Source organism: Polaromonas sp. P1_A2, from assembly GCF_056406895.1.
The window spans coordinates 111,619-127,186 of record NZ_JBFTZI010000009.1; the positions used below are offsets into that span (position 1 = coordinate 111,619).

At 62.4% G+C, this 15,568-nt stretch carries 10 protein-coding genes, 1 tRNA gene and 1 pseudogene; all 12 read right to left on the reverse strand.

The window, feature by feature from the left end:
• Nucleotides 1-63 precede the first annotated feature (63 nt).
• Nucleotides 64-1,065: pseudogene (locus tag AC1D09_RS23680) on the reverse strand (M48 family metalloprotease).
• Nucleotides 1,066-1,104: 39 nt separating this feature from the next.
• A complete protein-coding gene (locus AC1D09_RS23685) occupies nt 1,105-1,698 on the reverse strand; it encodes a LemA family protein (RefSeq protein WP_477664154.1) in 594 nt (197 codons plus the stop codon).
• A 218-nt stretch (nt 1,699-1,916) separates the two neighbouring features.
• Entirely contained in the window at nt 1,917-6,137 is a 4,221-nt protein-coding gene (rpoC, locus tag AC1D09_RS23690) for a DNA-directed RNA polymerase subunit beta' (RefSeq protein WP_477664155.1), read from the reverse strand.
• A 28-nt stretch (nt 6,138-6,165) separates the two neighbouring features.
• Entirely contained in the window at nt 6,166-10,278 is a 4,113-nt protein-coding gene (gene rpoB / locus AC1D09_RS23695) for a DNA-directed RNA polymerase subunit beta (protein WP_477664156.1), read from the reverse strand.
• A gap of 413 nt (nt 10,279-10,691) precedes the next feature.
• Complete coding sequence (gene rplL / locus AC1D09_RS23700) at nt 10,692-11,072, reverse strand: 50S ribosomal protein L7/L12 (RefSeq protein ID WP_074580066.1); 381 nt, start codon at nt 11,070-11,072, stop codon at nt 10,692-10,694.
• 41 nt (nt 11,073-11,113) lie between these two features.
• The gene (gene rplJ / locus AC1D09_RS23705; protein ID WP_007871341.1) at nt 11,114-11,629 is read right to left on the reverse strand and encodes a 50S ribosomal protein L10; all 516 of its coding nucleotides are present in this window, start codon (nt 11,627-11,629) and stop codon (nt 11,114-11,116) included.
• 268 nt (nt 11,630-11,897) lie between these two features.
• Nucleotides 11,898-12,593 carry a 50S ribosomal protein L1 gene (gene rplA, locus AC1D09_RS23710; RefSeq protein ID WP_074580068.1) on the reverse strand — a complete coding sequence of 232 codons (696 nt, stop codon included), beginning with the start codon at nt 12,591-12,593 and terminating at the stop codon, nt 11,898-11,900.
• Nucleotides 12,590-13,024, reverse strand: coding sequence for a 50S ribosomal protein L11 (rplK, locus tag AC1D09_RS23715; protein ID WP_007871338.1), 435 nt, complete (start codon nt 13,022-13,024; stop codon nt 12,590-12,592). The genes rplA and rplK overlap by 4 nt, the downstream gene beginning before the upstream one ends.
• Before the next feature lie 143 nt (nt 13,025-13,167).
• The gene (gene nusG, locus AC1D09_RS23720; protein ID WP_369751959.1) at nt 13,168-13,695 is read right to left on the reverse strand and encodes a transcription termination/antitermination protein NusG; all 528 of its coding nucleotides are present in this window, start codon (nt 13,693-13,695) and stop codon (nt 13,168-13,170) included.
• A 68-nt stretch (nt 13,696-13,763) separates the two neighbouring features.
• Nucleotides 13,764-14,147, reverse strand: a complete 384-nt coding sequence (gene secE / locus AC1D09_RS23725) for a preprotein translocase subunit SecE (protein ID WP_477664157.1) — start codon at nt 14,145-14,147, stop codon at nt 13,764-13,766.
• 133 nt (nt 14,148-14,280) lie between these two features.
• A tRNA-Trp gene (locus AC1D09_RS23730) sits at nt 14,281-14,356 on the reverse strand.
• Between the two features lie 17 nt (nt 14,357-14,373).
• Nucleotides 14,374-15,564 (reverse strand): elongation factor Tu, encoded by a 1,191-nt coding sequence (tuf, locus tag AC1D09_RS23735; RefSeq protein WP_477701257.1) that lies wholly within the window; start codon nt 15,562-15,564, stop codon nt 14,374-14,376.
• Nucleotides 15,565-15,568 lie beyond the last annotated feature (4 nt).

Consider the following 15,568-nt stretch of genomic DNA (forward strand, 5'->3'; position numbering starts at 1 on the left):
GCCGGCATTCGAAGCATTGCTCATGTGCTTAAAACCCGCCTATCCACGGCCCGGCCTGCCGCGTCAAAAAATCGCATCGGGCCGCGTCGCCAGTCCGTCCTGCGTGGACAAAGCCGCCATGGGCCTGCCGTAGATCTGCAAGATACGCTCCGCAAGCGGCGGGTGGCTGGCAAACCAGCGCCCCCTGTCGCTGGCATCGACCAGCAGCATGTGCTGCACCGCAGGGTGCAGGCTGCGCGCAGGCGCCATGCCTAGCTCTTCCTCGCCGGCCACCTTGCGCAGCACGCCGCCCAGGCCTTCGCGGCTGCGCGTGAACTGCACGGCGCGCGCGTCGGCCAGGAACTCGCGCTGGCGCGAGATCGCCGCCTTGAGCGCGCGCCCCGCCAGCCAGCCCAGCGAACCGCTGACCAGGATGGGAAAACCTGGCAAGGCGAGAAAAGAGCGCTGGCCGTTCGCGTCGGCGCTGCACATGCTGCGGCCCAGGTTGAAAATCATCTCGAGCCCGAAGACCATGCCCGCCAATCGCATGTTCAGTCGCGTGTCGCCTTCGCGCAGGTGGCTCAGTTCATGGGCCACCAGGCCTTGCAGTTCGTCGCGCGTGAGCTTGTCGAGCGCGCCCTGCGTGACGGCGATGACGGCGTCGTCCTCGCCCCAGCCCGCCGCGAAGGCATTGATCGCATCCAGGCGCGGCAGGACCATGGCCAGGGGCGGCTTCATGCTGGCGGCAATGGCCAGCTCGTCCATGATGTTGCAGAGCTTGTGTTCGGCCTCCCGGCTGGCGGGCCAGGCCTCGCGCGCGCCCACGCGGCGCGCCAGCGCTTCACCGCCGCTGCTGAGCGTGGAGGTCTCCAGCCACCAGCCGCCCAGCACAAACAGCAAGGTGACCTAGGTGTTGACGCTGAAGAAGTAAGCCGGGTAGCCGCTAAAGCCCGGCGTCACCAGCCGCCAGGCCAGGGCCAGCGCACCATTGACGCCCAGCAACAAGGCCACCAGGGTCAGGGCGAAGAGCAACAGTAGCCGCAGTGTCTGGGCACGGGCGGTTTCCTGCCGTTCAAAAAAACGCATCAGCGGCGGACCGGAAAAGAGCGGACCATCTGGCGGCCACTACATTTGAATACGTACAGCCTGCCGCTCGGCATCATTCTCGGTCGCGCGCAGCATGGCCGAGGGCGCGAAGCCAAAAGTGCGCGCAATCAGCACGGCCGGGAACTGCCCCTGCGCATTGTTGTAGTCGAGCACGGCGTCGTTATAGGCCTGGCGCGCGAAGCCGACCTTGTTTTCGGTGCTCGTGAGTTCTTCGCTGAGTTCACGAATCGTCTGGTCGGCCTTGAGCTCGGGATAAGCCTCGGCCACCGCGAAAAGGCGTCCCAGGCTGCCATCGAGCGACTGCTCGGCGGCAGCCAGCGCGGTCACGGCGCCGGCGTTGGCGGGCCGGCTGCGCACGGCATCGCTGGCGCTGCGCGCCTGGTTGCGCGCCAGCATCACGGCCTCCAGCGTGCTTTGCTCGTGCTGCAGGTATTTCTTGGCGGCTTCCACCAGGTTGGGAATCAGGTCGTAGCGGCGCTTGAGCTGCACGTCAATCTGGCCGAAGGCATTGGCAATGATGTTTTTGTGCCGCACCAGCCGGTTGTAGGCGCCCACGGCCCAGAAGACCAGCAAGGCGAACACGACGATGGCGACAAGCGTACTGAGGGACATGGGGCTCCTTGGTGCGGGGATCCCGTAAACCGGGAAACGAGCGAACAGGCGAACAGGCCGGAAGGCTGCCGCGAGGTTAACTGCTTTTGGGCCGGATCGGCAAGCCGGCCGTCCACCCGGTGTGGCGCCCGCGCGGCAGGCGCCCAAAAAAAAGCCCCACACCTTTGCAGGGTGTGGGGCCGGGCGCCTTTCAGGGCGCCGCGAGCTTGCCGGCGGGCTTACTCGGAAGCGGCGCTGTCGCCACCGGTTTCAGCCGCGGCGGGCATGGCTTCCAGTTCGGCGGCTTCGGCTTCGGCGATGGCGCGGCGCTCGGCGTCGTCCATCTGGTCCTTGGCCTTGCGTGCCTCGTGGTAGGCCATGCCGGTGCCGGCAGGGATCAGACGGCCGACGATCACGTTCTCCTTGAGGCCGCGCAGCTCGTCGCGCTTGCCCATGATGGCAGCCTCGGTGAGCACGCGGGTGGTTTCCTGGAAGGAAGCCGCGGAGATGAACGAATCGGTCGACAGCGAAGCCTTGGTGATACCGAGCAGCAGGTTGCTGTAGGTAGCCGGGACCTTGCCTTCGGCGCGCAGGGCGTCGTTGCTGTCCAGCATGGCGGAACGCTCGACCTGCTCGCCGGCGATGTAGCTGGAGTCGCCGACGTTTTCAACGACCACTCGGCGCAGCATCTGGCGAACAATCACTTCGATGTGCTTGTCGTTGATCTTCACGCCCTGCAGGCGGTAAACGTCCTGCACTTCGTCGACGATGTAGCGGGCCAGCTCTTCCATGCCCAGCAGGCGCAGGATGTCTTGCGGGTCGGCCGGGCCGTCCACAATCGATTCGCCCTTGTTGACCACCTGGCCTTCGTGCACCAGGATGTTCTTTTCCTTGGGAACCAGGTCTTCCCAGACCTTGCCGTCAGGATCGGTGATCTGCAGGCGAACCTTGCCCTTGGTCTCCTTGCCGAAGGACACGGTGCCGGTCATCTCGGCCAGCGTACCCTTGTCTTTCGGCGTACGGGCTTCGAACAGCTCGGCCACACGCGGCAGACCGCCGGTAATGTCGCGGGTCTTCTGGCCTTCGATGGGGATACGGGCCAGCACTTCGCCGGGACCCACGTCCTGGCCGTCACGCACCTGGACCAGCGCGCCCACCTGGAAGCCGATGGTCACCGAGTGGTCGGTGCCGGGGATCTTGACTTCGTGGCCGGAAGCGTCGATCAGCTTGACCTGCGGACGGATCACCTTGGTGGCGCCGCGGCGTTTCGGGTCGATCACCACCAGGGTGGACAGGCCCGTCACATCGTCGACCTGCTTGGCCACCGTCACGCCTTCTTCCACATTCTCGAAGGCCACCTTGCCGGCGAACTCGGTAATGATGGGGCGCGTCAGCGGATCCCAGTTGGCCAGGATGGCGCCGGCCTTGATGGTCTGGTCGGCCTTGACGGTCAGCGTGGCGCCGTAAGGCACCTTGTGGCGCTCGCGCTCGCGGCCGTGCTCGTCGTGGATGATGATTTCGCCGGAGCGGGCGATCACGACCAGCTCGCCCTTGCTGTTGGTCACATAGCGCATGGGCGCGTTGAAACCGATCACGCCGTTGGACTTGGCCTCGACGCTGGAAGCGATGGCAGCGCGCGACGCGGCGCCGCCGATGTGGAAGGTCCGCATCGTCAGCTGGGTGCCGGGCTCGCCGATCGACTGGGCGGCGATGATACCGACCGCCTCACCGATGTTGATCAGGCCGCCGCGGCCCAGATCGCGGCCGTAGCACTTGGCGCACAGGCCGAAGCGGGTTTCGCAGGTCAGCGCGGTGCGCACCTTGACTTCGTCCACGCCGGCCGCTTCGAGCTCCTCGATCAGGTCTTCGTCCAGCATGACGCCGGCCTTGACCAGCACCGAGCGGTTCTCGGGGTGCAGCACGTCTTCGACCGAGGTGCGGCCGAGGATACGGTCGCGCAGCGATTCGATGACTTCACCGCCTTCGACGATGGCGCGCATGAGCGAGCCTTCCTGGGTGCCGCAATCCTCTTCGGTCACGACCAGGTCCTGCACCACGTCGCACAGGCGGCGCGTGAGGTAGCCGGAGTTGGCGGTTTTCAGCGCCGTGTCGGCCAGGCCCTTACGGGCGCCGTGGGTGGAGATGAAGTACTCCAGCACGTTCAGGCCTTCGCGGAAGTTGGCGGTGATCGGCGTTTCGATGATCGAGCCGTCGGGCTTGGCCATCAGACCGCGCATACCGGCCACCTGGCGAATCTGCGCGGCGGAGCCGCGGGCGCCCGAGTCGGCCATCATGTAGATGGAGTTGAAGGACTCCTGCTCGACTTCCTTGCCGTTGCGGTCGATGACCTTCTCTTTCGAGAGCTGGGACATCATCACCTTGGACACTTCGTCGCCGGACTTGCCCCAGATGTCCACCACCTTGTTGTAGCGCTCGCCGGAGGTCACCAGGCCCGAGACATACTGCTGCTCGATCTCTTTGACTTCCTTCTGGGCGCGCGCAATGATGGCGGGCTTTTCCTTGGGGATCAGCATGTCGTCGATGCAGATCGAGATGCCGGCCTTGGTCGCCAGGCGGAAGCCCGATTGCAGCAGCTTGTCGGCGAACACCACGGTCTCTTTCAGGCCGCACTTGCGGAAAGACACGTTGATGAGCTTGGAGATTTCCTTCTTCTTCAACGCCTTGTTGATGTTGGAGAAGGGCAGGCCCTTGGGCAGGATCTCGGAGAGCAGCGCGCGGCCGCCGGTGGTTTCCCACAACTTGGTCGAGGGCACGAACTCGCCGGTGGCCTTGTCCTTGGTGTACTCGGTCAGGCGCACGCTGATGCGGGCGTTCAGGTCAAGCTCGCCCGCGTCGAACGCGCGGCGGACTTCACCGGTGTCCGAGAACACCAGGCCTTCGCCCTTGCCGTTGGTGCGGTCGCGGGTCGTGTAGTACAGGCCCAGCACAACGTCCTGCGAAGGAACGATGGAGGGCTCGCCGTTGGCGGGGAACAGGATGTTGTTCGAAGCCAGCATCAGGGTGCGGGCTTCCATCTGCGCTTCCACCGACAGCGGCACGTGGACGGCCATCTGGTCGCCGTCGAAGTCGGCATTGAAGGCCGAGCAGACCAGCGGGTGCAGCTGGATGGCCTTGCCTTCGATCAGGATGGGCTCAAAGGCCTGAATGCCCAAACGGTGCAGCGTAGGCGCACGGTTCAGCATCACGGGGTGCTCTTTGATGACCTCTTCCAGGATGTCCCACACCACCGGCGTGCCGGATTCGACTTCCTTCTTGGCTGCCTTGATGGTCGTGGCAATGCCGCGCGATTCGAGCTGCGCGAAGATGAAAGGCTTGAACAGTTCCAGCGCCATCAGCTTGGGCAAGCCGCACTGGTGCAGCTTGAGCGTCGGGCCCACGGTGATCACGGAACGGCCGGAGTAGTCGACGCGTTTGCCCAGCAAGTTCTGGCGGAAACGGCCCGACTTGCCCTTGATCATGTCGGCCAGCGACTTCAGCGCGCGCTTGTTGGCGCCCGTCATGGCCTTGCCGCGGCGGCCGTTGTCCAGCAGCGAGTCGACGGCTTCCTGCAGCATGCGCTTTTCGTTGCGCGCGATGATTTCAGGGGCCTTCAGCTCCAACAGGCGGCGCAGGCGGCTGTTGCGGTTGATGACGCGGCGGTACAGGTCGTTCAGGTCGGAGGTCGCGAAGCGGCCGCCGTCCAGCGGCACCAGCGGACGCAGGTCCGGCGGCAGCACGGGCAGCACGTCGAGCACCATCCAGCCCGGCTTGATGCCGGACTTCTTGAACGCTTCCATCAATTTCAAGCGCTTGGCGTTTTTCTTGATCTTGATTTCGGAGCCGGTCAGGTCGTTGCGCAGCTTCTCGATTTCGACGTCCAGGTCCAGCCCTTCGAGCAGGTCCTTGATGCCTTCGGCGCCCATCTTGGCGGTGTATTCATCACCGTATTCCTTGCGCTTGGCGTCGTAGTCGTCTTCCGACATGATGCTGAACTTCTTCAGCGGGGTCATGCCGGGGTCGGTCACCACGTATGCTTCAAAGTACAGCACGCGTTCGATGTCGCGCAGCGTCATGTCGAGCACCAGGCCCAGGCGCGACGGCAGCGACTTCAGGAACCAGATGTGCGCGCACGGCGCGGCCAGGTCGATGTGACCCATGCGCTCGCGGCGGACCTTGGTCTGCGTGACTTCAACGCCGCACTTCTCGCAGATGACACCGCGGTGCTTCAGGCGCTTGTACTTGCCGCACAGGCACTCGTAGTCCTTGATCGGGCCAAAGATCTTGGCGCAGAAAAGACCGTCGCGCTCGGGCTTGAAAGTGCGGTAGTTGATGGTTTCAGGCTTCTTGACTTCGCCGAAAGACCACGAACGGATCTTCTCGGGCGAGGCCATGCCGATCTTGATGGCATCGAAATGCTCATCCGGCGTGAATTGCTTGAACAGGTCGAGTAACGATTTCATGAGTTAAATCCTTTTCTTTCCTGTTGAATTAGCTGCGTTCCAGCTCGATGTCGATACCGAGCGAACGGATTTCCTTGACCAGCACGTTGAACGACTCGGGCATGCCCGCCGTGATCGCGTGCTCGCCCTTGACGATGCTCTCGTACACCTTGGTACGGCCTTGCACGTCGTCGGACTTGACGGTGAGCATTTCCTGCAGCGTGTAGGAGGCGCCATAGGCTTCCAGCGCCCAGACCTCCATCTCGCCGAAACGCTGTCCACCGAACTGCGCCTTGCCGCCCAGGGGCTGCTGCGTGACCAGGCTGTAGGGGCCGGTCGAGCGGGCGTGCATCTTGTCGTCCACCAGGTGGTGCAGCTTCAGGACGTGCATGTAGCCGACCGTCGTGGTGCGCTCGAACTGGTCGCCCGTGCGGCCGTCGTACAGCTGGGCCTGGGTGCGCGTCGCCGTCAGGCCCTTGGCCTTGGCGATCTCGTCCGGGTAGGCCAGCTTGAGCATGGTCATGATGTCTTCTTCCGAAGCGCCGTCGAACACCGGCGTCGCGAAGGGTACGCCGCTGGCCAGGTTGCCGGCCATCTCGAGCACGTCGGTATCCGACAGCTTGGCCAGGTCTTCACCGCGGCCCGACTTGTTGTACAGCGTTTCCATGAACTTGCGCAGCTCGGCCACCTTGGCTTCGGCCTGCAGCATGTCGCCGATACGCTGGCCCAGGCCCTTGGCGGCCCAGCCCAGGTGGACTTCAAGCACCTGGCCCACGTTCATGCGCGAAGGCACGCCCAGCGGGTTCAGCACGATGTCGCACGGCGTGCCGTCGGCCATGTAGGGCATGTCTTCGACCGGAACGATCTTGGACACCACGCCCTTGTTGCCGTGGCGGCCGGCCATCTTGTCGCCGGGCTGCAGGCGGCGCTTGACGGCCAGGTAGACCTTGACCATCTTGAGCACGCCGGCCGGCAGTTCGTCGCCCTGCGTGAGCTTCTTGCGCTTTTCTTCAAAAGCCAGGTCGAAGCTGTGGCGCGTCTGCTCCATGGCGTTCTTCACGCTTTCGAGCTGCGAAGCCACTTCGTCGTCCGCCGGGCGGATGTCGAACCAGTGGTACTTCTCGACGTCGGCCAGGTAGGCCTTGTCGATCTTGCTGCCCTTGGCGAGCTTTTTCGGGCCGCCGTTGGCGACCTTGCCGACGAGCAGCTTTTCGATACGGTCGAACGCGTCGGCCTCGACGATGCGCAACTGGTCGTTCAGGTCCAGGCGGAAGCGCTTGAGTTCGTCGTCGATGATCTGCTGGGCGCGCTTGTCGCGAACAATGCCTTCACGGGTGAAGACCTGCACGTCGATCACGGTACCCTGCGAGCCCTGGCTCACGCGCAGCGAGGTGTCTTTCACGTCGCTGGCTTTTTCGCCGAAGATGGCGCGCAGCAGTTTTTCTTCCGGCGTCAGCGTGGTCTCGCCCTTGGGCGTGACCTTGCCGACCAGCGTGTCGCCCGGCTGGACTTCGGCGCCGACATAAATAATGCCGGACTCATCGAGGCGGTTGAGCTGCTGCTCGGACAGATTCGGAATGTCGCGCGTGATTTCTTCGGAGCCCAGCTTGGTGTCGCGGGCCATCACCACGAGTTCTTCGATGTGGATCGAGGTGTAGCGGTCTTCGGCCACCACGCGCTCGGAGATCAGGATCGAATCCTCGAAGTTGTAGCCGTTCCAGGGCATGAAAGCCACCAGCATGTTCTGGCCCAGGGCCAGCTCGCCGATGTCCGTCGATGCGCCGTCGGCGATCACGTCGCCCTTGGCCAGCTTGTCGCCCATCTTGACGATGGGGCGCTGGTGGATGTTGGTGTTCTGGTTGGAACGCTGGTACTTGATCAGGTTGTAGATGTCCACGCCGACTTCGCCGGCCAGGGCTTCCGCATCGTTGACACGCACCACGATGCGGGTGGCATCGACGTAATCGACCACGCCGCCGCGGTTGGCCGTCACCACGGTGCCGGAGTCGACCGCGGAAACGCGCTCGATACCGGTGCCGACGAAGGCCTTCTCGGGACGCAGCACAGGCACGGCCTGGCGCTGCATGTTGGCGCCCATCAGCGCGCGGTTGGCGTCATCGTGCTCCAGGAAGGGCACCAGCGATGCAGCGACCGAGACGATCTGCGCGGGCGACACGTCCATGTACTGGATGCGCTCGGCGCCGACCAGCACGGATTCGCCGTTTTCACGGGCGGACACCAGGTCACCGGTCAGCTTGCCGGATTCGTCCAGCGCGGCATTGGCCTGGGCGATCACGTACTTGCCTTCTTCGATGGCCGACAGGTAGTCGATCTGGTCGGTGATCTTGCTGTCCACCACGCGGCGGTACGGGGTTTCGATGAAACCGTACTCGTTGAGGCGGGCGTACAGGGCCAGCGAGTTGATCAGGCCGATGTTCGGGCCTTCGGGCGTTTCAATCGGGCAGACGCGGCCGTAATGGGTCACGTGCACGTCGCGCACTTCGAAACCTGCGCGTTCGCGGGTCAAACCGCCCGGGCCAAGGGCCGAAACACGGCGCTTGTGGGTGATCTCGGACAGCGGGTTGGTCTGGTCCATGAACTGCGACAGCTGCGATGCGCCGAAGAATTCCTTCAGGGCGGCGGAGATCGGCTTGCTGTTGATCAGGTCGTGCGGCATCAAGGGCTCTTGCTCTGCCTGGCCCAGACGCTCCTTCACGGCTTTTTCGATACGTGCCAGGCCGGTGCGGTACTGGTTCTCGGCGAGTTCGCCGACGCAGCGCACGCGGCGGTTGCCGAGGTGGTCGATGTCATCGACTTCGCCGTTGCCGTTGCGAAGGTCGACCAGGATCTTGACGACCGCGAGGATGTCCTCGTTGGTCATGACCATGGGGCCGGTGGAAGAATCGCGGCCGACGCGGGCGTTGAACTTCATGCGGCCCACGCGCGACAGGTCGTAGGTGTCCGGGTTGTAGAACAGGCGCTGGAACAGGGCCTGCACCGCATCTTCCGTCGGCGGCTCGCCGGGGCGCATCATGCGGTAGATGGCGACACGGGCGGCGAACTCGTCGGCCGTTTCGTCGGCGCGCAGGGTTTGCGAGATGTACGCGCCCTGGTCGAGTTCGTTGGTGTACAGCACCTGCAGGTCCTGCACGCCGGCCGCGCGCAGCTTCTTGAGCAGCACTTCGGTCAGCTCGTCGTTGGCCTTGGCGATGATTTCACCGGTTTCGGCGTCAACAATGTTCTTGGCGACCACGCGGCCGACCAGGAAGTCTTCCGGCACGCTGATGGTGGTGGTGTTGCTTTGCTCGAGCTCACGCGTGTGGCGAACCGTGATGCGCTTGTCTTTCGCGACCACGACCTTGCCGTTCTTGTCGGTGATGTCGAAACGCGCCACTTCGCCGCGCATGCGCTCGGCGACGAATTCCATCTGCGCGCCGCTGTCCATCAGGCGGAAGTTGTCGAACACGAAGAAGTTCGCGAGGATGGATTCCGGGTTCAGGCCGATGGCCTTGAGCAGGATGGTGACCGGCATCTTGCGGCGGCGGTCGACGCGGAAATACAGCACGTCCTTCGGGTCGAACTCGAAGTCGAGCCAGGAGCCGCGGTAAGGGATGATGCGGGCGGAGAACAGCAGTTTGCCCGAGCTGTGGGTTTTACCCTTGTCATGCTCGAAAAACACGCCGGGCGAGCGATGCAACTGGGACACGATCACGCGTTCGGTCCCGTTGATCACGAAGGAGCCCTTGTCGGTCATCAGGGGCACTTCGCCCATGTAGACTTCCTGCTCTTTCACTTCCTTGACCACCTTGGACTGCGACGTGGAAGATTCGCGGTCGTAAATGATCAGCTGCACCTTGGCGCGCACGGCCGAGGCGAAGGTGAGTCCACGGGTCTGGCACTCGCGCACGTCGAAGGCGGGCTTGGCCAGGTTGTACTCGATGAATTTCATCTCGACAAAACCATTGTGCGAGACGATGGGGAATGCGTTGTCAAACGCCGCCTGCAGGCCTTCGATGGTGCGCTTCTGGGGCGCACGGTCGGCTTGCAGGAACGCTGTGTACGCGTCTTTCTGCATTTGCAGCAAATAGGGAACAGTCAACACGCTTTCGCGGTTGCCGAAGCTTTTGCGGATGCGTTTACGTTCGGTGTAGGAATAGGCCATGAGTTCTCCGCGTTGATGGGCTCTGGCGACTCTCGTGCCCGGATACACCACGTATCCAGGCAGCTTGGTGGTTGGCCACTACCAACCATGGCGGACGGCGACGCATTGCACGTCACCCGAACCAAGGCGTTTTCTGCAGTCGGGGTCAGAAAACACTGGAAAGCAGACGGTTCAAGTCTGCTTTCCAGTGTTTCTACAAAACACTGGTCAGGCGGTAGGCTTGCCAGGATTCGCAGAATCCTGACAGGCTGAAGGCCTGCCAGTTTTTGAAGAAAACCGATAGGCGGTATGCCTATAGGGGTTCGAAGAAAACTGAAAAAAGGACGGTTTAGATCCTCTTTTCAGTGCGCTCCTTGAAGCACGAAAGGCTGGAAGCCCGACTACGGTCTTCCAGCCTTCTCGAACACCAAGAATTACTTGAGTTCGACTTTCGCGCCGGCTTCTTCGAGCTTCTTCTTGGCGGCTTCTGCGTCGGCCTTGGGAGCGCCTTCCTTGACGTTCTTCGGAGCGCCGTCCACCAGGTCCTTGGCTTCTTTCAGGCCCAGACCGGTGATTTCGCGCACGGCCTTGATGACCGACACCTTGTTCGCGCCGGCTTCAACCAGCACGACGTTGAAGTCGGTCTTCTCTTCAGCAGCAGCTGCACCGCCGCCACCGCCGCCGCCGGCAGCGGGAGCAGCCATGGCGGCTGCGCTCACGCCAAATTTCTCTTCGATGGCTTTCACCAGGTCGTTGAGTTCGAGGACCGTCATGCTATCCAGCGCGGTCAGAAATGCGTCTTTATCGAATGCCATTTTGATTTCCTAAAAAAGTTGGGTAATTACGCTGCCAGTGCTTAAGCTGCTGCGGGGGCTTCGGCTGCGCCGCCACCCTTTTTCGCCGCCAGGGCGCCCAGCACAACGGCCGTACGCGACATGGGCGACATCAGCAAGCCACACACCTGGGCCAGCAACACTTCCTTGGAAGGGATGTTGGCCAGTTGCTTCACGCCGTTCACGTCCAGGGTCTTGCCACCGAATGCACCACCACGAATGACCAGCTTGTCGTTGGTCTTGGCGAAGTCAGATACCACTTTCGCGGCAGCTACTGCATCTGTGGAAAAGCCGTAGATCAGCGGACCGGTCATCTGGTCGGACACGACTTCGAATGCGCTACCGGCCACGGCACGGCGAGCCAGGGTGTTCTTCAGAACACTCAGGGTCACGCCTTTGTCGCGGGCTTGGCTGCGCAGACGGGTCATGTCGGCGACCGTGATACCACGGTATTCCGCCATCACGAGCGTTTGAGCTTTAGCGGCGAGGCCGGTCACTTCATCAATGACGGCTTGTTTCTCACTGCGGTTGAGACTCAAGGTCTACTCCTTAAAAATGTGCCGTCGGGTTCCGGCCGGCTTGCGCCGGCCTTCAACCCTTCAACACGCTCATGTTCAGCGACCAACTGTTTTCAGATTCTTTGCAAAACCATTCAAGCAGCGGGACCGCCATCTGCGTTGGCTGTCTTTCGATTAAGCGGCGAGCCCAAAAGCCTGCCGCGCCAACGGTCTTGGATGACCTGCCGGAGCGAACCCCGGCAGCCCACCACATCGGGCAGCCCTTGCGGGGCCGCCCAAATTTTCGCGATTACGCTGCGATGGTTTGCGTGTCGACGCGAACGCCCACACCCATCGTCGACGAAACCGCCACCTTCTTCAAATACACACCCTTGCTCGAAGCCGGCTTGGCTTTTTGCAGCGCATCGATCAGCGCGGCCAGGTTGCCCTGCAGCTTGGCCGTGTCGAACGAGCGGCGGCCGATGGTGCCGTGCACGATACCGGCCTTGTCGACGCGGAACTGGACCTGGCCGGCCTTCGCGTTCTTGACGGCGGTGGCGACGTCAGGCGTCACGGTGCCGACCTTGGGGTTGGGCATCAGGCCGCGGGGGCCGAGCACCTGGCCCAGGGTACCCACGATGCGCATCGCATCGGGGGAAGCGATCACCACGTCGAAGTCCATCTTGCCGGCCTTGATTTCGGCGGCCAGATCGTCCATACCGACGATGTCGGCACCGGCGGCTTTGGCTTCTTCAGCCTTGGCGCCTTGTGCGAACACGGCCACACGCTTGGTCTTGCCAGTGCCGTTGGGCAGAACAACCGCGCCGCGAACGACCTGGTCGGACTTCTTGGCGTCGATGCCGAGCTGCACAGCCACGTCGATGGACTCATCGAATTTGGCGACGGCGAACTCTTTCACAAGGCCCAGGGCCTCGGGCAGCGCGTACAGCTTGTTGCTGTCGATTTTGTCGCCAATGGTTTTTTGACGTTTGGTCAGCTTGCTCATACAACACCCTCCACCGACACACCCATGGAACGGGCCGTACCGGCAATCGTGCGAACTGCTGCGTCGAGGTCAGCAGCCGTCATGTCTTTCATTTTGGTCTTGGCGATTTCTTCCAGCTGTGCGCGGGAAATCTTGCCAACCTTCACCGTGTGCGGCGTGGACGAACCCTTGTCGAGCTTGATGGCCTTTTTGATCAGAACGCCTGCAGGAGGCGTCTTGATCACAAAGGTGAAGCTCTTGTCGGCAAATGCCGTGATCACCACGGGCAGTGGCAGACCTGGCTCGACACCCTGGGTCTGCGCATTGAATGCCTTGCAGAATTCCATGATGTTCAGGCCGCGCTGACCGAGCGCGGGGCCGATCGGGGGGGATGGGTTGGCCTTACCAGCTGGCACTTGCAGCTTGATGAAGCCGACGATTTTTTTCGCCATACTTTTCTCCTTGCGGGTCATAACGCCTGGGCGCCGCCATCAAGGCAGGCCCGGGCTCCCCGGGGGTTACACAACTCAAAAACAGTCCCTGGGGACCGTTTCGCGCCGAGTTGCAAGGCGCGAAATGACTTGCCCGATCGAAATTACGTTTTTTCGATCTGGCTGAATTCCAGTTCCACGGGCGTGGCGCGGCCGAAAATCGTGACCGACACACGCACCTTGTTCTTGTCGTAGTTGACCTCTTCCACCGTGCCATTGAAGTCGGTGAACGGGCCGTCCTTGACGCGCACATATTCGCCGGCCTCGAACTCCACCTTGTGGCGAGGCTTCTCGGTGCCGACCTGCATCTGGCTGACGATCTTCTGGACGTCTTCTTCAGAGATGGGCGCCGGGCGGTTCTTGGCGCCGCCGACAAAACCGGTCACCTTGTTGGTGTGCTTCACCAGGTGCCAGGTTTCGTCGTCCATGACCATTTCGACCAGGACGTAACCCGGGAAAAAGCGACGCTCCGTCGTCTTCTTCTGGCCGTTCTTGATTTCGACCACTTCTTCGGTGGGCACCAGGAAACGGCCGAACTTGGACTGCATGCCCGCGCGGTTGATGCGCTCGACGATATTGCGCTCGACCGCTTTTTCCATGCCGGAGTAGGCATGGACGACATACCACTGCATGCCTGGCGTCGGCGTGAGGGACGTACCCGCCGCCACTTCGCTGACTACCGTGCCATTCAGATCGCTCATTATCGTTTCCATCCCAGGATCAGGTCGTAAAACACCCACTCGAGCGTCTTGTCCGTAAACCACAAAAAGAGCGCCATGATCACCACAAAACCGAACACGTAGGCCGTCATTTGGATGGCCTCCCTGCGGGCGGGCCAGACGACCTTCCTGACTTCGCGCCAGGAATCACGGCCGAAAGCCACGAACTGTTTACCCGGCTCGGACAGCAGGAACACCGCCACGGCCGCCGCCAACCCGAGGACCAGAGCGCCCCACTGAACCACTTGGCCTTGTTTGGCCAGCAGGTAAAAGCCCGCCAACGAAACCAGCACCAGAGCAACGGCCGCGCCCAGCTTGGCCTTGTCGGCGCTGGTACTGACGGTTTCAACTTGAGAAGTGGCCATGGTCGGCGGATTTCCTGTTCAATCTTCGGGCGCCTTTTCAGACGCTTAAGCCCACCTGGAGTTTTAACTCCCGGCGGGCTTGCTTTTTAACTTTTCAAACCACCCTCAGCGCTGATACACATCAACCATCAGGTGGCAGGGGCAGTAGGAATCGAACCTACAACCTTCGGTTTTGGAGACCGACGCTCTGCCAATTGAGCTATACCCCTCCATCAAACCTCACAAATCAGGCAATGATCTTGGCCACGACGCCGGCGCCGACGGTCTTGCCGCCTTCACGGATGGCGAAGCGCAGGCCTTCTTCCATGGCGATCGGGTTGATCAGCTTGACGGTGATCGACACGTTGTCGCCCGGCATGACCATTTCCTTGCCTTCTGGCAACTCGATCGCACCGGTCACGTCCGTCGTGCGGAAGTAGAACTGGGGACGGTAGTTGTTGAAGAAAGGCGTGTGGCGACCGCCCTCGTCCTTGCTCAGAACGTAGATCTCGCCGGTGAAGTGCGTGTGCGGCTTGATGGAGCCGGGCTTGCACAGCACCTGGCCGCGCTCGACGTCTTCGCGCTTGGTGCCGCGCAGCAGGATACCGACGTTGTCGCCGGCCTGGCCCTGGTCCAGCAGCTTGCGGAACATTTCCACGCCGGTGCAGGTGGTCTTTTGCGTGTCCTTGATACCGACGATTTCGATTTCCTCGCCGACCTTGATCACACCGCGCTCGACACGGCCGGTCACGACGGTGCCGCGGCCGGAGATCGAGAACACGTCTTCCACGGGCATCAGGAAGGCGCCGTCAACAGCGCGCTCTGGCAGGGGGATGTAGGTGTCCAGGGCTTCGGCGAGCTTGAAGATCGCGCCTTCGCCGAGTTCGCCCTTGTCGCCTTCCATGGCCAGCTTGGCCGAGCCGTGGATGATGGGGGTCTTGTCGCCGGGGAAGTCGTACTTGTCCAACAGTTCGCGCACTTCCATTTCAACGAGCTCGAGCAGTTCGGCGTCGTCGACCATGTCGCACTTGTTCAGGAACACGATGATGTAAGGAACACCCACCTGGCGGGCCAGCAGGATGTGCTCACGGGTCTGGGGCATGGGGCCGTCAGCGGCCGAGCACACCAGGATAGCGCCGTCCATCTGGGCGGCGCCGGTGATCATGTTCTTCACATAGTCGGCGTGGCCTGGGCAGTCCACGTGGGCGTAGTGGCGATTGGCCGTTTCGTACTCGACGTGGGCGGTGTTGATCGTGATGCCGCGCGCTTTTTCTTCCGGTGCCGCGTCAATTTGGTCGTAGCCCTTGGCTTCGCCGCCGAACTTCGATGCCAGAACCGTCGTGATCGCCGCCGTCAGCGTCGTCTTGCCATGGTCCACGTGGCCAATCRTGCCTACGTTGACGTGCGGCTTGGTCCGCTCAAATTTGCCTTTTGCCATTTTT

What these genes read in the sequence shown, in the direction of transcription:
- AC1D09_RS23685 (WP_477664154.1), bottom strand. Translation starts at nt 1,698, where the DNA reads ATGTCCCTCAGTACGCTTGTCGCCATCGTCGTGTTCGCCTTGCTGGTC.
- rpoC (WP_477664155.1), bottom strand. Translation starts at nt 6,137, where the DNA reads ATGAAATCGTTACTCGACCTGTTCAAGCAATTCACGCCGGATGAGCAT.
- rpoB (WP_477664156.1), bottom strand. Translation starts at nt 10,278, where the DNA reads ATGGCCTATTCCTACACCGAACGTAAACGCATCCGCAAAAGCTTCGGC.
- rplL (WP_074580066.1), bottom strand. Translation starts at nt 11,072, where the DNA reads ATGGCATTCGATAAAGACGCATTTCTGACCGCGCTGGATAGCATGACG.
- rplA (WP_074580068.1), bottom strand. Translation starts at nt 12,593, where the DNA reads ATGAGCAAGCTGACCAAACGTCAAAAAACCATTGGCGACAAAATCGAC.
- rplK (WP_007871338.1), bottom strand. Translation starts at nt 13,024, where the DNA reads ATGGCGAAAAAAATCGTCGGCTTCATCAAGCTGCAAGTGCCAGCTGGT.
- nusG (WP_369751959.1), bottom strand. Translation starts at nt 13,695, where the DNA reads ATGCAGTGGTATGTCGTCCATGCCTACTCCGGCATGGAAAAAGCGGTC.
- secE (WP_477664157.1), bottom strand. Translation starts at nt 14,147, where the DNA reads ATGGCCACTTCTCAAGTTGAAACCGTCAGTACCAGCGCCGACAAGGCC.